The organism is Hyphobacterium sp. (genome assembly GCF_965217055.1).
In the GTDB taxonomy this organism is placed as follows: domain Bacteria; phylum Pseudomonadota; class Alphaproteobacteria; order Caulobacterales; family Maricaulaceae; genus Hyphobacterium.
This window is the reverse complement of sequence record NZ_OZ244227.1, coordinates 1,751,726-1,777,686: the sequence shown is the minus strand read 5'-3', so window position 1 is coordinate 1,777,686 and position 25,961 is coordinate 1,751,726. Positions and strand designations below refer to the sequence as shown.

At 62.0% G+C, this 25,961-nt stretch carries 24 protein-coding genes; 8 read left to right on the top strand and 16 right to left on the bottom strand.

The annotated features are described in order from the left end of the window. Positions 1-2: 2 nt before the first annotated feature. The 7 genes from ACOOFN_RS08950 to ACOOFN_RS08920 all read right to left on the bottom strand — a co-directional run bounded on the left by ACOOFN_RS08950 (position 3) and on the right by ACOOFN_RS08920 (position 7,674). The gene (locus ACOOFN_RS08950) at positions 3-812 is read right to left on the bottom strand and encodes an enoyl-CoA hydratase family protein (RefSeq protein ID WP_420430805.1); all 810 of its coding nucleotides are present in this window, start codon (positions 810-812) and stop codon (positions 3-5) included. Next, complete coding sequence (locus tag ACOOFN_RS08945) at positions 809-3,085, bottom strand: bifunctional salicylyl-CoA 5-hydroxylase/oxidoreductase (protein WP_420430804.1); 2,277 nt, start codon at positions 3,083-3,085, stop codon at positions 809-811. The genes ACOOFN_RS08950 and ACOOFN_RS08945 overlap by 4 nt, the downstream gene beginning before the upstream one ends. An 87-nt stretch (positions 3,086-3,172) precedes the next feature. Beyond that, positions 3,173-3,790 carry a DUF3501 family protein gene (locus tag ACOOFN_RS08940; protein WP_420430803.1) on the bottom strand — a complete coding sequence of 206 codons (618 nt, stop codon included), beginning with the start codon at positions 3,788-3,790 and terminating at the stop codon, positions 3,173-3,175. A gap of 12 nt (positions 3,791-3,802) precedes the next feature. After that, entirely contained in the window at positions 3,803-5,158 is a 1,356-nt protein-coding gene (locus ACOOFN_RS08935) for a heterodisulfide reductase-related iron-sulfur binding cluster (protein ID WP_420430802.1), read from the bottom strand. Between the two features lie 77 nt (positions 5,159-5,235). Then, positions 5,236-5,655, bottom strand: coding sequence for a rubrerythrin family protein (locus tag ACOOFN_RS08930; protein WP_420430801.1), 420 nt, complete (start codon positions 5,653-5,655; stop codon positions 5,236-5,238). Positions 5,656-5,762: 107 nt separating this feature from the next. Then, complete coding sequence (locus ACOOFN_RS08925; RefSeq protein ID WP_420430800.1) at positions 5,763-6,167, bottom strand: Fur family transcriptional regulator; 405 nt, start codon at positions 6,165-6,167, stop codon at positions 5,763-5,765. 49 nt (positions 6,168-6,216) lie between these two features. Continuing rightward, positions 6,217-7,674, bottom strand: coding sequence for a sodium/proline symporter (locus ACOOFN_RS08920; RefSeq protein WP_420430799.1), 1,458 nt, complete (start codon positions 7,672-7,674; stop codon positions 6,217-6,219). Between the two features lie 126 nt (positions 7,675-7,800). Here ACOOFN_RS08920 and ACOOFN_RS08915 point away from each other — a divergent pair, with 126 nt between their 5' ends. From ACOOFN_RS08915 to ACOOFN_RS08890, 6 genes are all read left to right on the top strand, one after another. Continuing rightward, positions 7,801-8,994 (top strand): acyl-CoA dehydrogenase, encoded by a 1,194-nt coding sequence (locus tag ACOOFN_RS08915; protein ID WP_420430798.1) that lies wholly within the window; start codon positions 7,801-7,803, stop codon positions 8,992-8,994. A gap of 72 nt (positions 8,995-9,066) precedes the next feature. Continuing rightward, entirely contained in the window at positions 9,067-10,146 is a 1,080-nt protein-coding gene (gene alr / locus ACOOFN_RS08910; protein WP_420430797.1) for an alanine racemase, read from the top strand. Between the two features lie 46 nt (positions 10,147-10,192). Then, positions 10,193-12,682, top strand: coding sequence for a M14 family zinc carboxypeptidase (locus ACOOFN_RS08905; RefSeq protein ID WP_420430796.1), 2,490 nt, complete (start codon positions 10,193-10,195; stop codon positions 12,680-12,682). 11 nt (positions 12,683-12,693) lie between these two features. Further along, a complete protein-coding gene (locus ACOOFN_RS08900) occupies positions 12,694-13,485 on the top strand; it encodes an enoyl-CoA hydratase/isomerase family protein (RefSeq protein ID WP_420430795.1) in 792 nt (263 codons plus the stop codon). Then, positions 13,482-14,624, top strand: a complete 1,143-nt coding sequence (locus tag ACOOFN_RS08895) for a CaiB/BaiF CoA transferase family protein (protein WP_420430794.1) — start codon at positions 13,482-13,484, stop codon at positions 14,622-14,624. Before ACOOFN_RS08900 ends, ACOOFN_RS08895 begins: the two co-directional genes overlap by 4 nt. A gap of 403 nt (positions 14,625-15,027) precedes the next feature. Further along, positions 15,028-15,618, top strand: a complete 591-nt coding sequence (locus tag ACOOFN_RS08890; RefSeq protein WP_420430793.1) for a LytR/AlgR family response regulator transcription factor — start codon at positions 15,028-15,030, stop codon at positions 15,616-15,618. Positions 15,619-15,757: 139 nt separating this feature from the next. On the opposite strand, the gene ACOOFN_RS08885 is transcribed toward ACOOFN_RS08890, so the two are convergent. After that, positions 15,758-17,047, bottom strand: coding sequence for a TonB-dependent receptor domain-containing protein (locus ACOOFN_RS08885; protein ID WP_420430792.1), 1,290 nt, complete (start codon positions 17,045-17,047; stop codon positions 15,758-15,760). A 226-nt stretch (positions 17,048-17,273) separates the two neighbouring features. Between ACOOFN_RS08885 and ACOOFN_RS08880 the strand changes: the two genes are divergently transcribed. Continuing rightward, positions 17,274-17,993 (top strand): LytR/AlgR family response regulator transcription factor, encoded by a 720-nt coding sequence (locus tag ACOOFN_RS08880; protein WP_420430791.1) that lies wholly within the window; start codon positions 17,274-17,276, stop codon positions 17,991-17,993. On the opposite strand, the gene ACOOFN_RS08875 is transcribed toward ACOOFN_RS08880, so the two are convergent. Further along, positions 17,990-18,604 (bottom strand): glutathione S-transferase, encoded by a 615-nt coding sequence (locus ACOOFN_RS08875; RefSeq protein ID WP_420430790.1) that lies wholly within the window; start codon positions 18,602-18,604, stop codon positions 17,990-17,992. The two genes, ACOOFN_RS08880 and ACOOFN_RS08875, sit on opposite strands and share 4 nt — an antisense overlap. Beyond that, on the bottom strand, positions 18,601-19,536 hold the full coding sequence (locus ACOOFN_RS08870; protein ID WP_420430789.1) for a rhodanese-related sulfurtransferase: 936 nt from the start codon (positions 19,534-19,536) through the stop codon (positions 18,601-18,603). Before ACOOFN_RS08870 ends, ACOOFN_RS08875 begins: the two co-directional genes overlap by 4 nt. A gap of 153 nt (positions 19,537-19,689) precedes the next feature. Here ACOOFN_RS08870 and ACOOFN_RS08865 point away from each other — a divergent pair, with 153 nt between their 5' ends. Beyond that, on the top strand, positions 19,690-20,196 hold the full coding sequence (locus tag ACOOFN_RS08865) for a hypothetical protein (RefSeq protein WP_420430788.1): 507 nt from the start codon (positions 19,690-19,692) through the stop codon (positions 20,194-20,196). Here the strand turns inward: ACOOFN_RS08865 and ACOOFN_RS08860 are convergent, their stop codons facing one another. The 6 genes from ACOOFN_RS08860 to ACOOFN_RS08835 form a co-directional block, all read right to left on the bottom strand. Continuing rightward, positions 20,197-20,805 (bottom strand): hypothetical protein, encoded by a 609-nt coding sequence (locus tag ACOOFN_RS08860; protein ID WP_420430787.1) that lies wholly within the window; start codon positions 20,803-20,805, stop codon positions 20,197-20,199. Between the two features lie 61 nt (positions 20,806-20,866). Further along, positions 20,867-21,742 (bottom strand): S-formylglutathione hydrolase, encoded by an 876-nt coding sequence (gene fghA, locus ACOOFN_RS08855; protein WP_420430786.1) that lies wholly within the window; start codon positions 21,740-21,742, stop codon positions 20,867-20,869. Further along, positions 21,705-22,103 (bottom strand): VOC family protein, encoded by a 399-nt coding sequence (locus ACOOFN_RS08850; RefSeq protein WP_420430785.1) that lies wholly within the window; start codon positions 22,101-22,103, stop codon positions 21,705-21,707. The genes fghA and ACOOFN_RS08850 overlap by 38 nt, the downstream gene beginning before the upstream one ends. A 15-nt stretch (positions 22,104-22,118) precedes the next feature. Then, positions 22,119-23,237: an S-(hydroxymethyl)glutathione dehydrogenase/class III alcohol dehydrogenase gene (locus tag ACOOFN_RS08845; RefSeq protein WP_420430784.1), complete on the bottom strand. Its 1,119-nt coding sequence runs from the start codon at positions 23,235-23,237 to the stop codon at positions 22,119-22,121. Positions 23,238-23,247: 10 nt separating this feature from the next. Then, positions 23,248-25,329: an amidohydrolase family protein gene (locus tag ACOOFN_RS08840; RefSeq protein WP_420430783.1), complete on the bottom strand. Its 2,082-nt coding sequence runs from the start codon at positions 25,327-25,329 to the stop codon at positions 23,248-23,250. Between the two features lie 33 nt (positions 25,330-25,362). Further along, positions 25,363-25,923, bottom strand: coding sequence for a DUF4334 domain-containing protein (locus tag ACOOFN_RS08835; protein WP_420430782.1), 561 nt, complete (start codon positions 25,921-25,923; stop codon positions 25,363-25,365). Positions 25,924-25,961: the final 38 nt, after the last annotated feature.

Sequence of the window (25,961 nt, the reverse complement as noted above, 5' to 3'; positions counted from 1 at the left end):
GCCTAATTCCCCTCGAACACGGGTTTTTCCTTTGCGGTGAAGGCGCGATAGGCGCGGCGGAAATCCTCGGTCTGCATGCAGATCGCCTGCGCCTGGGCTTCGGCCTCAATGGCCTGGTCGATCCCCATATCCCACTCCGCATTGAGCTGCGTCTTGGTAATGCCGTTCGCGAAGGTCGGCCCCGAGGCGATCCGCTGCGCCCACTTGCCGGCTTCCGCCATCAGATCGTCGGCTGCGACCAGGGCGTTCCAGAATCCCCAGCGTTCGCCTTCCTCGGCGCTCATAGAGCGGCCGAAGAACAGGAGTTCGCTCGCCCGTCCCTGCCCGATGATGCGCGGCAGGATCGCGCACGCGCCCATGTCGCAGCCCGCGAGACCGACCCGGTTGAACAGGAAGGCGGTCTTGGCCTCCGGCGTCGCCATCCGCAAATCCGATGCCATGGCGAGAATCGCCCCGGCGCCGACGCACACCCCGTCGACCGCCGCGATCACCGGCTGCGGGCAGTGGCGGATGGCTTTCACCAGATCACCGGTCATGTGCGTGAATTCGAGGAGTTCCGGCATGTCCATCTCGGTCAGCGGACCGATGATTTCGCGCACATCGCCGCCAGAACTGAAATTCCCGCCCTCGCCGGTCAGGATGATTGCCTTAACCGCCGGCGCGTACACCAGCGCGCGGAAGAAATCGCGCAGTTCGGCATAGCTCTCGAACGTCAGCGGGTTTTTCTTTTCCGGCCGGTTCAGCGTGACCGTGCCTATCCCGTCCGTGAAGGACCACAGGAAATGTTCGGGCTGGTGGGTCTCGGGCGTCATACCTTCATCTCCTGCATCTCGGCGGCGCGCTTGAGGTTGCGCGCCAGCTGAACGTGGCCGGCAATATACTGGTTCGGAACGTCAACGCCGCGATAGCCGAGCTCGGCCGCCGCACGCAGCGTCCAGTAGGGATCTGCCAGATGCGGTCGCGCCAGCGCGACAAGGTCGGCGCGCCCGGCAGCAAGGATCGAATTGACGTGATCGGTCTCGTAGATATTCCCGACCGCCATCGTCGCGCAGCCCAGCGTATTGCGTACCCGGTCGGAAAACGGCGTCTGGAACATGCGGCCATAGACAGGATGCGCCGCCGGCGTTGTCTGGCCGGCAGAGACATCAATCAGATCTGCCCCGGCATCGACGAAGGCTTGAGCCACCGCAACCGTGTCTTCCGGCTGGATGCCGTCCTCGCCGACCCAGTCGGTCGCCGACAGACGCACCGCCATCGGCCGGTCCGCCGGCCAAACCTCACGCATGGCGCGGAACACTTCCAGCGGGAAGCGCAACCGGTTCTCGAGGCTGCCGCCATACTCATCGGTCCGCTTGTTGGAAACCGGCGTAATGAAGGAAGAGAAGAGATAGCCGTGCGCGCCATGCATCTCGACCATGTCGAAGCCGGCTTCGAGCGCCCGCTTGGTAGCGGCGACGAATTCCGCCTTCACCCGGTCCATGTCGTCGCGCGTCATTTCACGCGGCACCTGGTTCTTGTCCGACCAGGGCACGGGCGATGGGCCGATCAGCGGCCAGGCACCGCTTTCAAGCGGTTCGCTGTCGCCCTCCCAGGACAGCTTGGTCGCGCCCTTGCGCCCGGCATGTCCCAGCTGGATAGCCATCTTCGCATTGTTGGCGTGAACATGATCGACCACGCGCTTCCACGCCGCGACATGTTCGTCGGTATAGAGCCCCGCACATCCCGGCGAGATCCGTGCATCCGCAGAAACATTTGTCATCTCGGTGTAGACGAGCCCGGCGCCGCCCATGGCGCGCGAGCCGTAATGCACGAAGTGGAAGTCGTCGATCAGCCCGTTCTCGCACGAATACATGCACATGGGCGAGACCACGACGCGGTTCTTGAGCTCCATCCCCCGCAACCGGAAAGGCACGAACATGGGCGGGCGCTTGTCCGCCCCCCATTTTGCCGCGAACCAGGTTTCCATCCGCGCCATCCAGTCGGGGTCGCGCTCGCGTAGATTCTCGTGACTGATGCGCTGCGAGCGGGTCAGAAGTGAATAGGCAAACTGTTCCGGCTCGAAGCCGAGATAGCGATCGAGCGTCTCGAACCATTCGGTTGAATTGCGCGCCGCGGATTGCAGTTTCAGAACCTCGACCGTGCGCACCTCCTGATAATCCTTCAGCCCCTCCTCGATCGGTTTGTCGGTGGATGACAAGACATCCGCCAGCATGATCGCATCCTCAAGCGCCAGCTTGGTGCCCGAGCCGATGGAAAAATGCGCCGTGTGGGCAGCGTCGCCCAGGAGGATGATGTTCCCGTGGGTCCAGCTCTCGCACAAAATCCGCCTGAATTTCAGCCAGGCCGAGCCGCGCAGATGACGCGCATTGCTCATCAGTTCATGCCCGCCCAGCCATTCGGCGAACAACGCTTCGGCGGCGCGGCAGGTCTCGTCCTGGTCCATCTCGTCGAATCCGAGCCCGCGCCAGGTCTCTTCCGAGCACTCGACGATGAAGGTCGAGAGATCATCGTCAAACCGGTAGGCGTGCGCCCACACCCAGCCATGCTCGGTCTCGACGAAGATGAAGGTAAAAGCGTCGAACACTTTTTTCGTGCCGAGCCACACGAATTTGTTGGCGCGCTCGTCGATATCCGGCTTGAACACGTCGGCATGCGCCTCGCGGACGCGGGAATTGATACCGTCCGACGCGATGATGAGATCCGCTTTCGGCAAATCCTCCGGATCGATCTCGACTTCGAAATGAAGACGTACGCCAAGTTCGCGGGCGCGGTCCTGGAGAATGTTCAACAGCCGTTTGCGGCCGATCCCGCAAAAACCGTGCCCGCCTGAGCTTTCCACCGTGCCACGGAAATGCACATCGATATCGTCCCAGTGCGCCAGCGAATCCGCGATCGCCTGCGCGCTTGTCGGATCGGTCGCGGCAAGGTTTTCCATTGTCTGGTCGGAGAACACCACGCCCCAGCCGAACGTGTCGCCCGGCTTGTTGCGCTCATAGATGTCGATCTCGCATCCGGGATTGCGGAGCTTCATCGCAATCGCGAAATATAGCCCGGCCGGACCGCCGCCAATGCAGCCGATCTTCATGGATATTGGTCTCCCCGATGTGTTGGGCAAACACAATCACACTCTTGCGGAAATGGGGAGGGCTGAACTGGTGTTGGTGCGCCGCCGCTAGAAGAAATCGGCTTCCAGTGCCGCCTTTGTTGCAGGCGAAAGCAGCGTCATGTGCGGGTAATTCTCGTGCCCGATGCCGAGCATCACATCCCCGTCATGCGCCCGGAAGGCCGCCACCTCCTCATCGCTGAAGTCAAAATGCACGAATTGCACGGACGACGCTTTGCCATCGGCCGTCGTGCGGTCGACATCCTCCTCGGCCCGGGCGCGGATCTCGTGATCGCCGAACTTCAGGAAGATCGTTTCCTCGACGCCGCCGAGCCGGCCGAGCACGGATTTGCGCAGTTTCTCGTCGTCGATCTCGAACATCAGTGTCGCCGACAGATCGCGCCCCTTGGGGATCAGCGGATTATAAGCGGCAAGTTCATCCGGGACCTGTTCCGCCCCGCCCTTCTCTATGAAAAGCATCTCGTGAATCTGTAGCCACATCGTCTCATAGCTTTCGAAATAGAAGGTGGCGTGCGGCCCGATCGGCACGCGGCGGAGCTTCTTGACCGGAACGAGATCGGCGCGCTTTTGCTTGCGAATCCTGGCATAGTCCGCGAGGTCCATGATGTCCTCGGGTCTCACCTCGGTCCTCTGCCGCGCCTCGGCCAGATTGACGACATTCTCCATGCTCACCGTCCCTTAAATCCCGTAGGCTTTCGCGAAGATCTCGATCGGATGCCAGGTCCGCGCCGGTGCGGAATCAGACTGCACGCTCTCAATGCCGGTCTTGATGTGATCACACGACAAGGGGCAGGTCGAGGAGACGAAGGTGTTGTGATGATCCAGCGCCTTGCGGAAAACCGGCGTGCCCACCTTGATCGCGGTATCATGGTTGGCCTTCTTGATCCCCCATGTCCCGCCATGCCCCGAGCAGCGTTCGATCACATTGATCTCGGTACGCGGGATCATCTTCAGCATTTCCGCGGATTTCTGCCCGATATTCTGTGCCCGGGAATGACAGGACAGGTGTAGAGTCACCCCGCCGCGCAGCGGTTTGAGTCCGTCCGCGAGCCCTTCGGTCTTCGCAATGTCGACGACCAGCTGGTCGAAATCCATGGTCGCCGCCGACAGTGCGCGGATATCCTCGTCATCGGGCAGGATCAGCGGCCATTCGAATTTCAGCATCAGCGAGCAGGAGGGCACCAGGCCCATGATCGTGTAGCCGTCCTCGACCATCGGCCGCAGCGCCTTTGCGACCTTGCGCGCCTTTGCCGCGACCGAATCCAGATTGCCCTGTTCCAGTTTCGGCATGCCGCAGCAACCGGGATAGACGACATCGGCATCGATCCCGTTTTGCGCCAGAACGGCCAGCGCCGCCTCGCCGATTTCCGGCTTGTTGTACTCGCCGAAACAGGTCGCATAGACCGCGACCTTGCGTTTGCCGAATGCCGGCGCCTCGGCATTGATCTCGCGTGCCTTGCGCGCCCGGGACGTCAGCGTTCGCGTGTTGAATTTCGGCAGTTCGGCGTCCGGGTGGATGTCGCCCAGCGTGTTGATCAGCGTCCGCACACCGCGGTTTTTCCTGTTCGTTGCCCAGTTGACGAGCCCCGCCACCGGCCTGGCCATCGTCCCGTTACGGTCGGTCTTCACCAGCTGATTGTCGGCGAACGGAATGTCGCCCGCTTTCTGCTGGATCGCACGATAGCGCAGCATCAGGTGCGGGAAATCGATGTTGAATTCGTGCGGCGGCACATAGGGGCACTTCGTCAGGAAGCACATGTCGCACAGCGTGCAACCATCGACCGTCGCCTTGATATCGGCCGTGGTCAGGTCGTCGACTTCGAAATTCTCGGCACCGTCGACCGCATCGAACAGGGTCGGGAAGCTGTCGCACAGATTGAAGCAGCGGCGGCAGGAATTGCAGACCTCGGCCTGGCGCCGGAACTCCTTGTCGAAGGCGTCGGCGTCGTAGAAGTCGGGATTCTGCCAGTCGATCGGATGCCGGACAGGCGCGTCCAGCGACCCCTCGCGCGGCGGCTCTGCTGTTTCTGTCATGACCGGACCTCCCCGATGATGCCGGTGCAACCGGACCGACCGCAGGGTGGCCCGGGTGCGATCTTCGGAGCGCGGCCCTAGCTTGCCATTTCTTCCAGCGTTTTCTGGAACTTGCCGGCGTGCGAGCGTTCCGCCTTGGCCAGGGTCTCGAACCAGTCGGCGATCTCGTCGAAGCCTTCCTCGCGCGCTGTCCGCGCCATGCCCGGATACATGTCCGTATATTCGTGGGTCTCGCCGGCAATCGCCGATTTCAGGTTTGCGGCGGTATCGCCGATCGGCTCGCCTGTCGCGGGATCACCCACTTCTTCGAGAAATTCGAGATGGCCGTGCGCATGGCCGGTCTCGCCTTCCGCAGTCGAGCGGAATACCGCGGCGACATCGTTATAGCCTTCGATATCGGCCTTCTGCGCGAAATACAGATAGCGCCGATTGGCCTGGCTTTCGCCGGCGAATGCGGCTTTCAGATTGTCTTCGGTCTTGCTGCCCTTGAGCGACATGTCTTTCCTCCCAAACTGGCGGGCCTTTCAGCCCGCACCAAGCAAGGCTAGTCGCCTGACAGGCGATGTCAATTGTTTGGAATAATTCTAAAAAGTGAGAATTGTTCTCACTTCTCCCGGGTCCGGATGACCAACTCGCAGGACACGATCGCGCTGCTGTCGTCGGGCTGCGGCAACAGGTCAAGCGGGATCGATTCCGCCGGAATGTCCGTCAGTTCGCCGGTCGTTTCGTTCAGGAAGTGGTGATGGGCTGTGGTGTTCGTGTCATAGATCGAGGCGTCGGATCCCGGGCTGTTGACCGGCCGCAAGAGGCCCGCATCCACGAAATGCCCGAGCGTATTGTAGACCGTGGCCAACGCAATGCGCACGCCATCGTCCGTGAGTTGAGCGAAGACCTGTTCAGCAGTGACATGACGATCCATCCCGTCGGCAAACAGTAGACGGGCGATCTGCAGGCGCGGCTGCGTGATCCGCAGGCTGGCCGCTTCGAGAAGATCGTGGGCGTCGCGCATGCTCAACCCTTAGGCCAATCGCCAGAGGCTCGCAACTTGCCGCACATCGTCAACTGGCCACCCGCGACGGCCGGGAGAAGGCCAGCAACAAAACCATCGGCAAGACCCACGGGAAGACCCGTTCGAACGGATCGCCGGGCAGGCGCGCCAGCTGCCCCGCCCAGCTATCCCCGCCGACCTGGCCGGCGAGATAGAAGAACACGGTCATCGCGAATCCCGATGCGATCGCCGCGAGGATCGCCCAGCCTGCCGGTTCGCGCCGCATCACCCGGACCAGTACGACCGGTCCGAAGGCGGCGCCCAGCGCCGACCAGGCGAACAGAACCCGGCTGAAAATCGTTGCCGGCAGGGTCAGTGCAAGGGCTACGGCCAGCCCGACCAGCACCGCCATCACGATGCGCGCGATCAACACTTCACGGCCCGGGAAGCGGCGCACCACGCCCATGTCATGTCCGACCGCGGCCGAGGTCGCGATCAGCAGCGAATCCACGGTGGACATCACCGCCGACAATACCGCCGCGATGATCAGCCCCGCGAGCATGGCGGGAAACAGGTCGGCGGCCATCAGATAGAGCAGGCTTTCGCCCGGCGCCTCACCCCCGGTCAGCGCGCGGCCTGACAGGGCCAGCGTGATCATGCCAATGTAGACGATGACCGCCCAACCCATGGCGATGCGGAAACCCTGGCGCCGCGCCGCCTCGTCTTTCACAGCCATCAGCCGCGCAACAAGATGCGGTTGACCGAAAGGCCCGAGCCCGATCGCCGCGATCCCCATGACGAACCCGATAAAGACGAAGCCGGCATGTGGTCCGGTCAGCGAGAGATAGGTTTCCGGCGCACTGGCCGACAATGTTTGCCAGACGCCCGCCGGTCCGCCCGCCGCGATCAGCGCCGCGGCCGGCAGAACAACCGCGATCAGTGCCATCAGCGCGCCCTGCAGCATGTCGGTTACGCTCACCGCCCAGAAGCCGCCGAGCAGCGAATAGACCAGAATGACGATGGCACCGATCAGCAGGCTCTCGGTATGGGGCAGGCCGAGCTGGGTCTCGAACGCCGTCCCGGCCGCGCCGAATTGCGCCGCGATATAGAAGATGAAGCAGAAGAAGATCAGCAATGCGCTGCTGATCGCGATGATCGTTTTGATCCGGCCACTGGTCTCCGCAGTCATGAAATCGACGATCGTGACATGGCCGCGCGCCGCCGTTTCCTCGCGCAGCCGCCGTCCGAACACCAGCCAGACCACGACATATCCGCCCCAGATACCGGGCACCATCCACAGCGCGCTCAATCCGTTGGCATAGACAAAACCGGTAAAGCCGAGCAGCACCCAGGCGGATGACGTGGAGGCGGCATAGGAGAGACCGGCTACCCAGGCCCCGAGACCGCGCCCGCCCAAGAAGAAATCGTCCTCCGAGCGATTGCGCCGCGACGCCCAGAATCCGATGCCGACCAGCACCAGCTTGTAGGCCACGAGCGTGACCAGGATCACGAGCGTATCGGCGGTCATGGCATCTCCCCTGCTGACCGGACCCTAGCGGCCGGATTCCCGCCCGCCTAGTGACCTCGCCAATGGACGGCGCGGCGCTAAAATGTCATCAGACCCCGGTATATGCACTTCCAGGGACGGCCCGCCATGAACACGCACAATTCCATCGATGCCAAGACCTTCAACTGGGAAGATCCGCTCGATCTCGCCGGACTCCTTTCCGAAGAAGAGCGCATGGTGCAGGACACGGCGCGCGGCTATGCGCAGGAAAAACTGCTGCCACGGGTGATCGATGCAGCGCGAGAGGAGAAATTCGACCGCGCCATCATGACCGAGATGGGAGAGCTCGGTCTGCTGGGTTCCACCCTGCCTGAGGAATATGGCGGCTCGGCACTCAATCACGTCGCCTATGGCCTTATCGCGCATGAGGTCGAGAAGGTCGATTCGGGTTATCGCTCTGCCATGTCGGTTCAGTCTTCCCTGGTCATGTATCCGATCTTCGCTTTCGGCTCCGAGGAGCAGAAGCAGAAATACCTGCCCAGGCTGGCGAGCGGCGAGTGGGTCGGCTGCTTCGGCCTGACTGAGCCCGATGGCGGATCCGATCCGGGCGCCATGCGCACGACAGCGACGAAGGTCGACGGCGGCTACATCCTAAACGGCTCCAAGATGTGGATCACCAATTCGCCGATCGCCGATGTCGCCGTGGTCTGGGCCAAGCTGGACGGTGCCATCCGCGGCTTTATCGTCGAGCGTGGCGCGCCGGGCTTCGAAACGCCGAAGATCGAGGGCAAGATGAGCCTTCGTGCCTCGGTCACCGGCTCGATCACGCTGAGCGACTGCGAAGTCGGCGAGGACGCGCTGATGCCGAATGTGAAGGGCCTGCGCGGTCCCTTCTCCTGCCTCAACAAGGCACGTTACGGCATTGCCTGGGGCGCGATGGGCGCCGCCACTTTCTGCTGGCACGCCGCCCGCGAATACGCGCTGGAACGCATTGTCTTCGGCAAGCCAATTGCCGGCACTCAGCTGGTCCAGAAGAAGCTCGCCGACATGCAGACCGAGATCTCGCTCGGCCTGATCGGCGCCTGCCAGCTTGGCCGCCAGCTCGACCAGGGTGCCTGGATTCCGGAAACCATCTCGATGATGAAGCGCAATAATTGCGGCAAGGCCCTGGCCATTGCCCGCGAGGCGCGCGACATCCACGGCGGCAATGGCATTGCCGAGGAATACCATGTGCTGCGCCATGCGATTAATCTGGAAACGGTGAACACCTATGAGGGCACGCACGACATTCACGCGTTGATCCTCGGGCGCGCGCAGACGGGTATCCAGGCTTTTGCCTGACCGGTCACTGGCGGCCATGTTCATGTGGCATTCCTGATTGCAGCGACCGGCACGGGCTGGAACACTTGATCCATGCTCGCTACGCCTCGCCTGACAGTTGATCTCGACGCCGTTGCTGCCAACTACCGGCGACTCCGCGAGGCTGTCGCGCCCGTTGGGTGCGCCGGAGTCATCAAGGCCGACGCCTATGGACTCGGAGCGGTAAATATCGGCCGCCGGCTGCTGGCGGAGAACTGCCACACCTTCTTTTTCGCCCATCCCGGGGAGGCCATCGAGCTCGCACCGGAAATCCGCGCCGCTGGCGGGCGCTGCCTGATCCTGAACGGCCTCGGCCAGTACAATAGCGCCGTATTTTTGGAGAACGGTCTGATCCCCGTCCTCAACTCGCTGCAAGAGGCACAGTCCTGGCTGGCGTCAGCTGGCGCCGAGGCCGCCGCACTGCACCTCGACACCGGAATGAACCGGCTGGGCCTGCCGCCGGAAGACGATGCCGCTGTACGAGGCCTGCAGGCGAACGGCCTGAATCTTGTTCACCTGATGAGCCATTTCGCCTGTGCCGACCAGCCGGAGCGCAAGGAAAATCGCGAGCAGATTCGCCGCTTCGAAGCCCGCAGCGCGGCTTTCGCCATCGCGGAACGCTCGATGGCGAATTCCGCCGGATGCCTTTTGGGTACAGACGCTCACTTTGATCTGGTTCGCCCCGGCCTCGCCCTTTATGGCGCGCAGCCCGCAGAAAGCGGCCGGATCAATCTGGCCATACCCTACCGGTTCGAGGCACCGGTCCTCCAGGTGCGACCTGTCAAGGCGGGCGAAGCGGCGGGCTATGGCGGTACCCACCGGTTCCAGGCCGATGGGTGGGCCGCAACCATTGGCGCCGGCTATGCCGACGGTCTGCCGCGCGCCTTTTCCAATGCCGGATCAGTCCGGCTGGAGCTTTTCCAGGCGCCGATCATCGGTCGGGTGTCGATGGACAGCACCATTGTCGACGTCTCCGGCCACCCGGATCCGGAAACCTTGCACGGCACGAACGCCCTCATCTACGGACCCGGCCTGGCCGTCGATGCACAGGCCGCGGCGGCTGGGCTGAGTTCCTATGAATTGCTGACGCGGATTGGCGGCCGCACCGAGCGCATCTACGGAAAGTTGGCGTGACCGCTTGCCAGCGCTAAGTCATGTGCCGTCCATGAGGGGAGACATCATGTTCCGAAACCTGCTCGCCGGCCTCGCAGCCTGTCTGGCCAGCGTGGCCGCCCACGCCGACCCGATCGAATATTTTCAGATTAATGGCGTTTCTTATGACGCCGACATTCCCGCCCCCGAGGATGTCATTGGTTTTGGCGTCGGCGATCGTCCGGTGCGCCACGATCAGATGGTGACGTATTTTTCACGCCTGGCCGAATTGTCAGACCGGATCTCGGTCGAAACCATCGGTTATTCGCATGAATACCGGCCCATCCAGTTTTTTGTCGTGACCTCGGCCGAAAACCAGGCCCGCATCGACGATATTCGTGAAGCCCATCTTGCCAGCCTCGCCCCGGGCGCGGCGCCGTCGAGCGGCCCAGCAATCATCTGGCTGAATTACGGCGTGCACGGCGCGGAAAGCGCCGGCATGGATGCCGCCATTCCGACGCTCTACCATTTCGCGGCCGCGCAGGGTCCGGAGATCGAACGCACGCTGGATGACGCCGTGATCCTGATCACCGCCATCTTCAATCCGGACGGTCATTCCCGTCGCGTCAATCATGTCGAGACCTTTGGCGGTGAGGTGCCGGTCACCGATCCGGCCCATGAACAGCACACGATTTGGACCGAGGCGCGGACCAATCACTACTGGTTCGACCTCAATCGCCAATGGCTCTTGCAGACCCAGCCCGAATCGCAGGCCTGGCTCGAGCAATGGCATCGCTGGAAGCCGCAGGTCTCCGCCGATTTCCATGAAATGTTCACGGAGGCGACCTTCTACTTCCATCCCGGCGAACCCCTGCGCCGCAATCCGCTGATCCCGGAAACCGCGCGCGAGCTGACACAGGCGATCGCCGAGCATCACATCCGCTTCCTCGACAGCGAGGCACGCCTCTACACGTCCGAGGAAGGCTTCGACAATTTCTATGTCGGCAAGGGATCGACCTACCCGCAGGTCAATGGCTCGCTCGGCATCCTGTTCGAGATCGGCGCGGCGCGTGGCGGCTTGATCGAAGCCGAGCGCGGGCTTGTGCGACATGGTGAAAATGTCCGCACGCATTTCCGTACCAGCCTGACCACGATCGAGGGCGCTTTGTCGCGGCGAGACGACATCGCATCCTACCAGCAGCGCTTCTTCGCCGAAGCACTCGACGCCGGCCAGCGCGATGGCGATCGTGCCTATGTCTTCGCCACGAGCGGTGATCCGGAGCGGCTCAACCTGTTCGTCGATCTGCTGGATCGGCATGACATCGAGGTTCGTGCGCTAAGGCGTGACGTTCAGGCGGGCGGCCGGACATTCCGCGCCGGTGAAGCCGCCATCGTGCGTCTCGATCAGCCGCAATACACCATGATCCGCAGCATTTTCGACCGTGTCACAACGTTCGAGGAGAACATCTTCTACGACGTTTCGGGCTGGACCCTGCCGCTCGCCTACGATCTTGACTATGCCGCGCTGGGTCGCGCCTGGTCGGATTATTACGCGGCGCGCAGCCTGTACCGGCTGCTCGACAATGATGTCCGAGTCCGCATCGCGACAGAGACCGTCACCATTCCGGTCACCGGCGGCTCGCGGCAATTCGGTCCCGGTGCAGTCTTCGTGCCGTTGATAGGCCAGGACGTTTCGCACGATGACATCTACCGTCTGGTTCGCGAAGCTACCGAGAGCGACGGCGTGGCAACTTTCTCGGTGGTTTCCGGATCAACCCCCGGCAACTCCCCCGATCTCGGCGATCGCAGGGGCTTCCGCTCGATCGAGCGCCCGCAAGTGCTTGTCCTCTTCGATGACGGGCTGGCGCCCTATGATGCCGGCGAAGTCTGGCATTTGCTTGACCATCGCATGCGCATTCCGGTGACCCTGCGGCGCAAGGACGAGATCGGCAGCCTCGACTGGTCGCGTTACACCCATCTGGTGATCGTCGGCGGCGGAAATGCGGAAATATCCGATCGCGCCGCGGAAAGGATCCGGCAATGGATCCGCGAGGATGGCGGAGTCGTGATCGCCAGCCGGCAGGGCGCGCTGATGGCGCAGGAGACATTCCTCGACGTCGACGTCGACGATACCGAAGACGACGGCAGCGACCCGGATGAGTCACCCGATCGCCGCAATTATAGCGACCTGTCCGTCGATGACGCCGAGCACATTATCGGCGGTGCGATCTTCGAGGGCGACCTCGACCCATCTCACCCGATCGGCTTTGGCTATGCTGACCGCTTCATTGCCCTTCACCGCAACATGACCGAAACGCTGGTATGGCCAGAGGACGATCCCTTTTCCGTGGTCGTCCAGTACGCTGAGGAGCCGCTTTTGTCCGGCTATGCCTCTGCGCGGCGCCAGGAGGAAATCGGTGGCACCGCGGCGGTAGTCGCCCAGCGTCTCGGCCGCGGGGCCGTCGTGCTGTTCGCCGACAATCCGAACTTTCGCGCGACCTTCCGCGGCACCGAGCGGATGTTCCTCAACGCCGTCTTCTACGCCCGGCTTATCTCCGCGCCCAGCGGCGAATACTAGGGGGTGAAGGCGTGACCGCGACACACCTCTTTCTCGAACACGACGGCGCGGTCAGCCAGCTCGTCCTCAACCGGCCCGAGCGGCGCAACGCATTGACCCGCGACATGTGGAAAGCCCTGCCGCGCCTCTTGTCAGAGGCGGCGGCACGGCCGGACCTGCGCCTGCTCATCGTCCGCGGCGCCGGTGGCGCCTTTGCCTCCGGTGCGGATATTGGCGAGTTCGAAGACGTTTATGCCACGCCGCAGAGCGCCGACGCCTTTTCACGCGAAGTGGCAGAGGCGCTCGATGCGCTGGCGGCCTTTCCGATGCCGGTCATCGCCCGGATCGACGGCGCCTGTATCGGCGCCGGCTGCGGCATCGCGCTGGCCTGCGATCTCCGCTTCTGCACGCCGCATTCGAAATTCGGCATAACCCCGGCAAAGCTCGGTTTGCTCTACCCGCTGAACGACACTCGCAGGCTCGTCGACGCCGTCGGCCAGCAGGCGGCACGGGACATGCTGTTCTCGGCCCGCCATCTTGACGGCCCGGAGGCCGCCGAGGCCGGCCTCGTCTCGGCCTGCCTCGAAGCCGGCGACATGGATGCACTGATCGCCGAAAGGGCGCAGCAGATCGCGTCGCGGTCCGCCGCGAGCCTGCGCGGGCTGAAGCACATTCTCAACCTGATCGCCGATGGCACCGTCAACGATACCGCCGAGACCAGAGCCCTGTTCCGGTCTGCCTTCGACGGGGCCGATTTCGCCGAAGGATATCGCGCCTTCCTCGAGAAGCGCGTCCCTGATTTTCCGCGCGGGTCCGGCACATGACCGGTTCCGCACCGCTCGCCGGGCTCAAAGTCCTCGAACTGGCCCGCGTCCTCGCCGGGCCCTTTGCCGGCCAGACGCTCGCTGATCTTGGCGCCGACGTGATCAAGGTCGAGGCTCCGGCAGGCGATGACACCCGGCGCTGGGGTCCGCCCTGGATCGATCATGCCGGTGAACGCGCGGCAGCGTATTATCATGCCTGCAATCGCGGCAAGCGATCGATCACTGCGGATTTCCGGACCTCGGAAGGGCGCACACTCGTTCAAGCGCTGGCGGCACAGTCAGATGTTCTGATCGAGAATTTCAAGCATGGCGGACTCGCCAAATACGGGCTCGACTATGCCTCACTGCGGAAGATCAACCCGAAGCTGGTCTATTGTTCGATCACCGGTTTCGGTCACACCGGTCCCTATGCCGATTTTGCCGGTTATGACTTCATCGTGCAGGGCATGGCCGGGTTGATGGATCTGACCGGCGAGGCGGACGGCGCGCCGCAAAAAGTCGGTATCGCCATCGCCGACCTGTTGACCGGCCTCTACGCGGTCATCGCGGTTCAGGCGGCACTGGCCCAGCGATCATGTTCCGGACAGGGTCAGCACATCGATCTGTCGCTCATGGATTGCCTGACCGGTGTGCTCACAAACCAGGCGATGAACTATCTGGTGACCGGCAATCCGCCGCGCCGGATCGGGCCGGCCCACCCGAATATCGTTCCTTATCAGGCCTTTCCGGTGTCGGATGGTTACTTGATCATCGCAGTAGGAAATAACGGGCAGTTTCAACGCCTTGTCGATCTTCTCGATCTGGAAGCGGGCCGCGATCCGAAGTTCGAGACCAATTCCGGACGTGTTGAAAATCGCAGCGAACTTGTGCCTGAAATTGCCGCAGTGACGCGTAAATGGAAACGCGATGACCTGCTCGCCGCATGCGAAGCGCACACCATTCCGGCCGGTCCGATCAATAATCTGGCAGAGGTCTTCAATGACCCGCAAGTGATTGCCCGCGAACTGAAAATCCTGGCCGATGGCATTCCCGGCGTGCGCACGCCGATTACATTTTCGAACGGAAAGCTGGTTCTCGACCGGCCGGCGCCTGCGCTCGACCAGCATCGCGACGAAATTCTGCGTGGTCTCGGCAAATAGAGTCGGGCCCGAAGGGTGAAAAGAGCGCGGTGTTAAATTGGCGAAGTGGGTTGCCCCGAAAGGTCAGGCCATGTGTCGGCACACAGCGAAAAAAAAACATCGATGAGCGGCGTTTCTGGCCATCGCACCAAGGCTTGTAATTCACAGCGGCGTGAGATGTTGCCGGTGAATCATGACTTTCCGTTGCCAGCCGTTCGGCATTATGCACGCGGGGTTGTGTTGTCATCATGGGATTGGACCATGCCGGCACCACGCCTGAATCTCGTCCTGTCTGCAAGTTTGCGAGCGCGCTGTAATTTCAAACCGCTGCTCGACCGCCATTTCGAGGAGATTACAGCGCGCCCGCATTTGAGCGCTGACCTTGTTGAAGAATTGTTGCACTCCGTTCAGGTGATACGGAGTCGTGCTGATTGCCGAGGATATCGATCGCGCGACGATCTGGCTCACCAGGCAGATCGACACGCTGGACATTCCCTTCTTGCTCTTGCTGGAGAATGGCCATTCTGCGAGCGCCCTGCTCGAGCTGGCGTCACGGAAATTCGTACTGATTTCCAATGAAAGAGCACAGATCGAAGCGATGGTCGCGCGCTTTGCCGCTTACCTGACCATCCCTTCCAAGACATGCCAGGATCCAACACCTGCAACGGCCCGCCTTCCTGGCGATATCTGGGTCAGGCATGGCTATGGCGATCTCCGGATCGCGCTCGCAGAAATCCGTTCGATCTCGGCTGACAAGGATTATGCGATCATAAAGCTGCCGACGACGTCATTGCCTGTTCGCGTGACCTTGTCCGAGCTCGAAGAAAAGCTCGACGGGCGGGAATTTATCCGGATCCACCGCTCCCACATTGTCCCTGCGCAGCGGATCAAAGAGCTACGGAATGCGACGCGTCACCGGTACCAGGTCCAGCTCGACGATGGCAGCATTCTGCCAGTTGGAAAGACCTACTGGCCGAAACTGCGTGATCAGTTGGACCGCAGGACACTTCGGTAAAAAAAGGCGGGCCCGAAGGCCCGCCCAGCATACGCGTTACGCCTAACCTTGACTCGGAGGGCGAAACCGGTCCGCGAAACCGAGAACTCAGTAAAGTCCCGGGACCGGTTTCTAAGCGCTGCGTATTGCCTCTCGATGCCTATCGGCGAAGCGTGACCCGGCCGTAGAAGTAACGGCCAGCCGTGTCATAGGTCTGGTTAATCGTGTTCATGTCATCATTGTTGGAGACATAAGGTGGCGTCTCATTGGCGAGATTGCGCACACCGAAGGTCAGGCCAACACCGCTGTCGACGAAGTCGTAAGCAGCCTGGATGTCATGATACATCACACGCTCGGCAGTGTTCGAGATGTTTGCCGGGTTCGACGAGAAGTCGACGACTTCATCGATGTAGCGGCCAACATAGTTGAACTGCCAGTTGTCGGAGACCACGCCCATGCGAAGCAGGGCAGAGATTTCCGGGAACGATGACGGCGTTGTCGTGAACGGATCCTGCGCGAACGTACCCGCATATTCGAACGTCGCACCACCCGGAAGGACCTGGTAGGCGAAGCTTTCGAGATACGTCACATCGACACCGGCGACGAATTGTGCCGTCGAGTTGAAGATGTCGAAGGTCGGACCCGAATAGTCGATCGAGAAATCGACACCCGACGTCTCATAGGTCGACAGGTTGGCGTTCGTCAGAAGGACGCCGGCAACAACGCCAACGGCCGAACGACGTGCACCACCCGGTCCCGGATACGGAGCCGCCAGCGGAGAGCCGGTGACACCCGTATAGCCCGGGCCCGCGATCAGCGAGCACAGCGGATCGGAGAAATTCGCCGAGTTGTAGCACGAGCTCACGATCGTGTTCACGTCAGCCGAACCCACCGCGTCCGTCACTTCAAACGAGAAGTAGTCGGCCGAGAAGGTGAAGTCCTCGAGGATCGGCGTGCCCGACGGTGTGAACACCACACCAACCGTGAAACCTTCCGATTCTTCAGGCTGCAGGTTCGGGTTACCACCGACAACACCTGACGCCTGAGTCGAGGTCAGCGTGAAGGTTGGCGGCAGGCCGTCAGCCTGACAGTTGGCCACGACGGTCGCATTCGCACCCGACGTGCCGTAATTGGTGCACGGATCGGTGTACTGAACGGCCGTTTGAGCCTGCGGAGCGAACAATTCGCCGATCGAAGGCGCCCGGAAGCCGGTCGAGAACGAAGCCCGCACACGGACCTGATCACTCGGTGCCCACTCACCCTTGATGGCGTAGGTATTGGCATCAAAGGACGAGTTCACATTCGTACCGGTCACGTCATAGGACGAGGAACGGGCCGAAAGTTCGAAGGCCAGCAGTTCGGCGAACTCGACACCCGACAGGATCGGAAGGCGAACCTCACCATAGAACTCCGAAGAGGTCGTCTCACCTTGCGTCGAGTTACCCGACACGAAGTAGATCTGACCGATCTGCGCCGCACCATCGGGAATGAACTCACCGGTATCCCGGCGACGCTCGTCTCACGGAGCTGTGACCAGGGGCGGCGGTTTTGTGATTTCATAACCCTCTCGCCTTTGCCGACGATGACGGCACGAGGGAGTGTGTCTGTTCGCTATGAAACCGCCGGAGTCGCAGCCGAGAATACTGGTATCCGCACCGGAGAGGTTGCAGGGCCGGTTGCAGTCCATAGTTGCGGGCAGGGCCCGCACTATCCCCGTACCCGGCGCGGCCGCCCTGCGTAATATTGACCTGACCTCGATCCTTCATGACATCGATGGTCTCATTCTGGCCGAGGAATGCATCGGGCCCGACTGTCGCGCTCTGGCCCGGCGCATCGAACGTGCCGGACTGCCCTACCTTCTCGCCACGGCCAGCAACCGCCAGGCCCATCTCATTTTCGAGCTGAGCGCCCGCGATTACGTCTTGCTGACCCACCCGGAGGCGCAGATCACGGCCACGATTGCGCGTTTCCTCGCCTCGCTCACACCCGTTGCCGCGAACAGGCGGCCCGCTTCGGATAACGATGCGCGCCCTGCCGGCGAGCCGGCGTTATGGGTTCGAAGCGGCCATGCCGAACGCCGCGTGCTGTGCCACGAGATAAAGTCAATCTCGGCCGATCGCGACTATGCCGTGATCGAGGTCGGCTCGGCCTCCCTGCTTGTCCGCTCGACGATGGCGGCGCTTGAGGCCGAGCTCGACCCGGAGCGCTTTCTCCGCATCCATCGCTCGCACATCATCGCCGTTGACCGCATCGAGGAAGTGCGCACCCTCGGGCCCAATCGGCACGAGGTCCGCCTTGATTGCGGGCGAAGCTTTCCGGTCGGCCGGACATTCTGGCCGGGCCTGAAGCAGCAATTGCGGAGCTACAAGCTGTCTGGCACCCAGGCGGCCAGCTAGGCAGCCGACACGAATAATTCGTGCTTCATCATCACCCGCCGGAAACGGTCCGAATCGAGATGTCCGGTAAGCCAACGTTGAAGATGCGGCCATTCCTGCGCATCGAACCAGTCCCGATCGGTATTCGCGAATTGTCGAACAAAGGGAAAGATCGCAGCATCGGCGAAGCTCATCTTCTCGCCCATCAGTTGGGGGGAATTTGAAAGACGCCGGTCCAGCCCGTCGAGAATAGCTGCCGCTTCTGCGCGGTGGTTATCCGCCACGGCGCCCTCATAGCGCGCGGCATACTTGTAGCGGTCGAGATGATGCTTGAACGGGCCGTCATTTGCGTCGATCAGAAGCCGGTCATCGCCGGCGAGCCAGTGCTCGGGATCGTTCCGGTCCAGAACCCAGCGCATGACGTCGAGACTCTCATCTATCACGCGCCCGTCGGGCAGAACCAGGACCGGGACCGTACCCTTGGGAGAAGCCGCGATCATTTCCGCCGGCTTGTCCTTCAGCAGGATTTCGCGGTGTTCGATGTCAATTCCGGCCACGTCGAGCGCCAGCCGTGCCCGCATGGCATACGGACAGCGGCGAAAAGAATACAGGATCGGGCGTACCGCACTCATAGCGGTCCGTCAGGATCGGGATACTGCGCGCCGACATGCCGCTCGCCACGCTCGCGGGCCAGCTTTTCCTGCCGGTGCCGTTCGGCATAGCCCCGCCGCTGTTCGGGCGAGCGCTCTGCATGGCAGTACGGACAGCTCTCGCCGTCTACGAAAAGAGGGGACGCCCGGTCGTCAGCTGTGAGGGGTTCGCGGCAGGCATGACAGGTCGCCACATCGCGCTCCGCCAGCCCGTGCCCGACCGCGACGCGGCGGTCGAAAACGAAGCAATCGCCTTCCCAAAGACTGTCATGTTCGGGAATGCGTTCGAGATACTTCAGAATCCCACCTTTCAGGTGAAACACCTCGTCGAGTCCCTCGACCCGCGCCAGCGCGGTCGATTTTTCGCAGCGTATGCCGCCAGTACAATACATGGCGATCCGCGCATTCGGGCGGCTTTCGCGAAACTTGCGGAACCAGTCGGGAAACTCCCGGAAGCTGGTGGTCTCCGGATTTACGGCGCCGCGAAACTGGCCGATGCGAACCTCATACGCATTACGCGTATCAATCGTCACGACATCCGGCGCCGAGATCAGTTCGTTCCAGTCTTCCGGCTCGACATATTGTCCGGCGGCACGGTTCGGATCCGCCGCCGGGACGCCGAGCGTGACGATTTCCTTCTTGATACGCACTTTGAGGCGCAGGAAAGGCTGTTCGGCGGCTTCGGACAGCTTGACGTCAATGTCGTCACAGCCCTTCAGGCTGCGAATCTCGGCCAGCACCGCGTCAATGCCGACGGGCCGTCCGGCAATCGTGCCATTGATCCCCTCGCGCGCGATCAGCAGCGTGCCCTTCACGTCGTGCGCCACGCAGACGCCCTTCAGGCGCGCCTGAAGGGCCTTGTCGGCCTGCATGGGCGTGAATTTATAAAGTGCGGCGACACGGAAGGCGGACATGGCCCGGCGGTTCTCTTGCTGGCGATTGGATACTCTGTCCTCAATAGGACAGGACAGCGGTCAGCGCCAAACATCAATACCATTTCGCGGCGCCGACTCCCCGGCGGCAGGTTTCGGGTATAGGCTTCAAGCCGAACTTCAGGGGAGAACGCCATGTTGCGTCTGTTTCTAGCCGGTCTCGCAGCGCTCTCGATATCCGCACCGTCGCTGGCGCAAGCCTGCGCCGACCGCGATCACGGCTTGCTGCCGCACTTTATTGGCGAATGGCAATCCGACGGAGATGCCTTCGGCCGACCCGCGCAAAGCCGGATGACCTGGTCTTCCGTCATGGAAGGATGCTTCCACCAGCTGGAATACCTGATCGAAACCAATCCCGGCACGGAAGAAGCGTGGACCTTCAGGGGCCGTGGTACACATTATATCGTCGAGGGGGAGGTCGAGGGTCACTGGATCGACAATAATGGCGATTTGCACGATCTGCGCGGATCCGCGACGGATACCGAACTCCTCGTCTATTGGGGCGAAGCCACAGATCAGCTCGGCCGTTCCCGTTATGCGCTGACGGAGGATGGCGCCATCCAGGTCACCGACTGGATCCTGAACGATGAGGGCTGGCAGCAATTCAATGACAACCGCTTCGAGCGGGTCGCGAACGACTAGCTACCAGCTGTCGAGGATCGGCGTGTCGACGCAGGTGAATTGACAACTCGTGCGGGATTCCGAGCAGACCTCGCCTCCGGCCATTGAATCGTACCGCCAACCGCGCGAATTGGGGCCGCACGATTGCCGGTTGACCGGAATCCGGCCTTCTGACGGATAGCTGCGCGGCGGATCATGTTCCCGCCCGTCGTCGATCGTGTAGCGGCACACCATTGTCGATTGATCGAACGTGACCCCCAGCCATTCAAGGGCGGGCATGACCGGCGGATAATCGATCGCTTCGCCGGAATATGCGCGCGGTTCGTGCACGTTCACGGCGCGGTCGTGAGTCAGCATCGGTGCGGCGCGTGGTCGTGAGGCCGCGACAGCCGGCGACGGTCGGTTGCGGGTTCCGCTGGCATCGCGACCAGTCGGTACCGACCGCCGCACCACCACATCTGCCGCTACCCAATGGCCGGCGATTCGCGCTTCGTATTGCCAGGCCGGGGCCTCCGGAAATTCCTTCTCGACAATCCAGACATCTTCCGGCGACGGGCAATAAAAAGATTGCTGCCCCAGCGCCGCCGGCGCGCAGGTCAATACCGCAAGAGCCGCTGTCCATATCCGCATCACCACCTCCCGTGTTGATCTATCAGCCTAGCAGAGATGCGGTGTCTTCCGAATTCGCTGACTAGGACTTCAACTCCTTCATATGATGGGCGATGTGATCGTCCATGAAGGTCGAGATGAAATAATAGGAATGATCATACCCGTCCTGCCGCCGCAAGGTCAGTTTCTGGCTCGCCGCGGCGCAAGCGGCCTCGAACAATTCCGGTCTCAGCTGTTCTTTCAGGAAGTTATCTGACATTCCCTGATCAATCAGGATGTGGGCTTCTGACGCGTGCTTCCGCACCAGCGCGCAGGCATCGTATTCAGCCCAGCTCGCACGATCCTCACCCAGATAGGCCGCAAACGCTTTCTCGCCCCAGGGCACTTGGCTCGGCGCGACGATCGGCGCGAAGGCCGAACAGGTTCGATAAGTGTCGGGATGTTTCAGGTGCAGGGTCAGGGCACCATGGCCACCCATCGAGTGCCCGAAAATGCCTTGCTGGCTCATATCGGCGGGGAAATTCGCCGCGACAATTTCCGGCAGCTCTTCGGTGATGTAGCGATCCATCCGGAAATGCTTTGACCACGGGGTCTGCGTGGCGGTCAGGTAGAACCCCGCCCCCTGGCCCAGGTCGTACGCCTGATCGTCCGGCACGCCCTCACCACGCGGGCTGGTATCGGGTGCGACGACCATTACGCCATGGCGCGCAGCGGCCTGCTGGAGATTGCCCTTCTCCATCACGTTGGCCCAGTTGCAGGTCAGGCCTGACAGAAACCAGAGCACCGGCACCGGGCCGCTTTCCGCCTGCGGCGGAACATAGACAGCAAAGCGCATGGACGTGCCGATCACGGCGGAGTCGTGGTCGTGGACGGAAAGTGAACCGCTGAACGACCGGAACTGGCTGACGGTCTCCATCCGGTCAGCGTACCCGGTGCAGGGCACAGAGTTTGTGACCATCAGGGTCCCGGACATAAGCGAGATACATCGGGCCCAGAAGGCCGCCCTCTCGCTTTCCCGGTGGCTCTTCGATCGACAGCCCGCCCTTCGCCACGGCCGCATCGTGAAACGCCATTACCTGCTCGGGCGAGTCGCACTTGAAGCCGATCGTAGCGCCATTGGCGAAGCTCGCCGGCTCGTCGTTTATCGGCTCACTGACGCAGAAGGTGCCGCCCTTGTGCACATAGAAGAGCCGCTTGTGACCGCTGTCGGCGGTGTGCTGGAAGGGTTCGCCCTCGAATCCGAGCATCGCCATCACGGCATCATAGAATTTGCGCGCGCGCGCAATGTCATTCGTGCCGACCATGATGTGATTGAACATGCTGTCAGACCACCTTCAGTAAACCACCACGCTTCTGATGCTCTCGCCAGCATGCATCAGATCGAAGCCCTTGTTGATGTCTTCAAGGTCCATCGTGTGCGTGATCAGCGAGTCGATATCGATCCGCCCATCCATGTACATGTCGACGATTTTGGGCACGTCGGTGCGCCCCCGCGCCCCTCCAAACGCCGTGCCGCGCCAGACCCGGCCGGTGACAAGCTGGAAGGGCCGCGTCGATATCTCCGCGCCCGCCGGCGCCACACCGATTATGACGCTCTCGCCCCAGCCTTTGTGGCAACATTCCAGCGCGGCGCGCATCACTCCGACATTGCCGATGCACTCAAAGGAATAATCCGCCCCGCCACCGGTCAGCTCGACCAGGTGCCCGACCAGCCCGTCATGACCACCCGCAACATCTTTCGGATTGACGAAATCCGTCATCCCGAACTGGCGTGCCATAGCTTCGCGTTTTGGATTGATATCGACGCCGACAATCTGCCGCGCGCCGACCAGCTTTAGTCCCTGGATGACGTTGAGCCCGACACCACCGAGCCCGAACACGACCGCGGTCGAATTCGGCTCCACCTTGGCAGTGAACATGACCGCGCCGAGCCCCGTCGTGACGCCGCAGCCGATATAGCAGATCTTGTCGAAAGGCGCGTCCTTGCGGACCTTGGCGAGCGAGATCTCCGGCAAGACCGTGTGGTTCGAGAAAGTCGAACAACCCATATAGTGCAGGAGCTTCTCGCCCTTGTAGGAAAATCGGCTGGTGCCGTCCGGCATCACGCCCTGGCCCTGCGTCGCGCGCACCTTCTGACAGAGATTGGTTTTCGGATGCAGGCAGTATTCGCACTCGCGGCATTCGGCCGTATAGAGCGGAATGACATGGTCGCCGGGCTCGAGGCTGGTCACGCCCGGCCCGACCTCCAGCACCACGCCTGCGCCTTCATGGCCAAGAATGGCGGGGAAAGCGCCTTCCGGGTCGGCTCCCGACAGGGTGAATTCGTCGGTATGACAGATCCCGGTTGCCTTGATTTCAACCAGCACTTCTCCGGCCTTCGGCCCTTCGAGATCAACCTCGCAGACTTCCAGCGGCTTGCCGGCTTCGAACGCGACGGCGGCACGTGTTCTCATCGCGGCCTCCCTATTGTGCCGGCTCGATAACGTTCGGCACGTCGGTAAACGGCACAATGCCGAACTCGGGATAGATCTCCGTCGGGAAATAGACCCTTCCGTCAGCCATCACCATGGAGATCGTCTTGATCTCCGAGAGATCCTGCGTCGGATCGCCCGGCACCAGGATCATGTCTGCAAGATAACCCTCGCGGATCAGTCCCACCGAGTCGCCGACACCGAGATAGTCGGCCATTCCATGACTCGCCCACGACAGGATTTCCGGCGGCGTCATGCCAATGGTCTGGTAGAGCTCCAGCTCGCGATGATAGGTGAAAGAGCCGCCCAGATCCGTGCCCGGCACCAGCATGACGCCGCGCTCATGCATCATGCGGAGCACTTCCGTGATTTGGTCGTAGGCGCCGCGGTAATTCGCATCGTCTTCTTCCGATGCAATGTCCGCCCAGGCCGAACGCGCTTGCCGCTGCAAGCTGACCGGGAGATGGTCGACATAGTCGACCGTGCCCGGTGACACTTCGCCATTGCGCGATAGGAGCAGCGTTTCGTGGATGGCGAAGGTCGGATCGACCACAATGCCGCGTGTCGCGATTTCGTCGATCGTCGACTGCACCGCGTCGCTCTCCAGGTCCAGCGCCGGCAGGCGCCGCAGGGCGGTCAGACGCAGCAGGGTGCGTGTATCCTCACCGTCCTCGAGCACCCAGCCCAGCATGATCTGGTTGATGTGGGTCAGCTCGTCATAGCCGGCGTCGATCATCGCATCGGCAGTGGTGAAGGCCGGCACATGGCCCGCTACCCGAAGTCCGCGTTCCTCCGCGGCAGCAATCATCGCCGGGACCCAGTCCGGATTGATCGAATTGTAGATCTTGATCTGGTGATAAACGCCTGCATCGGCATATGTATGCACCGCCGCCACGGCCTCTTCCTCGCTCTCGACGAGAATGCCATTGTTCGAATTGAACGGGCTGCGCCCCTCAATGAAGCCGGAACGGTGCACGCGCGGCCCGGCCAGCTCACCCGCCTCCACGCGATCCAGAAGCGCGGTCAGCACCTCATTGTTATTGCCCATGTCGCGTAGCGAGGTCACGCCGGCAGCGATGTTCAGGAAAGCGGCCGTCTCGCCCATATGACCGTGCATCTCGAAGAAACCGGGCAATAGCGTGCCGCCGGCGCCATCGATCTCCACTGCCTCGGCTGGCCGTTCAGCATCGACGGCCGCAATCGAAACAATGCGATTGCGCTCCACGAGCACCGAGGCGGCCTCGCCGCGGGTCTGCGTTTCGGCATCGAAAATGTGCACATTGCGGATCAGCACCGGCGCGTCATAATCACGGATCACACGCTGTTGGATCTCGGCAAACCGGTTCGCACCGTATTCCGCGGCCAGCGCGCGCAGACGTTCATCCTCGCCCTCGAACCCTTCGGCCAACAGCGCGAAACCCGGCGTGATGATCCCGAAAAAGGCGTCCCCGGTCATCAGGAAATAGGTCGGGTTGAGGCTGGTACCGCTCATCGCATACACGATGGCGTCCAGGGACTCGGTCTCGTTCGACACTTCCAGGCGGTCGATCTCTGTCATGCGCAGCTCTCCGCCCGGGATCGCCGGCAAAATGCCGTCCTCGTCTTCCATCAGGGCGCGCGCCGCGATCGCGAGCCAGTAGGGCGAGGCGTTCTGCGGGACGTAGAAGGCGCCATCCTCGATGACGGCCTGATCACTGCCAGTGGCGTCAGTCCAGCTCGCCTCGTTGTCGGCGTAATCGAAGCTTTCATCGACTTCATTGCCGAATGTCGTATTGCCCTCGATCGCCCAGCTGGTCGGCAGGCCCGACCTGTCCAGTGTTACCGTCTCCGACAGGGTTGGACCGCGGCCATTATTGCGGAATTCGAAATTGACCGTGTAACCGTCCGCGCCGGTTTCCACTTCCATCTGGCCGATTGCCGTACCGCCAACCAGTACGGTGAAGACTTCCGCTTCCGCGATTTCCGGCGCCGCGGTTTCGCTGTCCGCCGCCTGAGCGACCTCCTCGCCGGGCGAACATGCCGCCAGTCCGATCAGAAATGCCGACGCCATGCCAGCCGATTTCCAGAATTTCATAGGCTTTCTCCCCGCAACAATCAGAACCCCGCGTCAAAGCGCGGAAAAATCAAACCCCGCCGCGCCTTCGCGCGCCAGCGTGAACACATAGGGCCGCGCCATCCGTTTCATGTCCATCAAGCCGAGGACATTGTCGCCATCGAGCTTGCGAAACACGTCGTTGATGGGCAGCTGGTCGTAGCACATCGTCGCCGACACCTTGCCGCGATACTCGGTCATCCGCAGCCGCGCCCGCGTCTTCCTGGTTTGCGTGTAGGCTTTCATGGCGGTCCGTATTACCGGCAGCATCCAGTCCGGATAGCGCGGCGTTTTCATGCGCGGCCCGAACGGCATCTTGCCCGGGTCGGCGAAGAATTTCCGCCCTTGCCCGTCCAGATGGACGAGCGGATGGACATTGTCTTCATCAATGAAGGACTTGCCGTGCCAGCGCGTCAGTTCCAGCGCACCATCTATGGGATGGCCGGTCGCGACTTCGCGCCCCCACCATTCGCCAATCATGAAATCGGTATCGACGGTATCAAGCCGGTCGAACAGGGCTTCGGCAGTTTCAAAATCCATTGAAACGGGTGGCGGCGCGTCACGCATGGCGCGCATGTGGGCATGAATTCGCCAGCCGGTCCAGCCATGGCAGG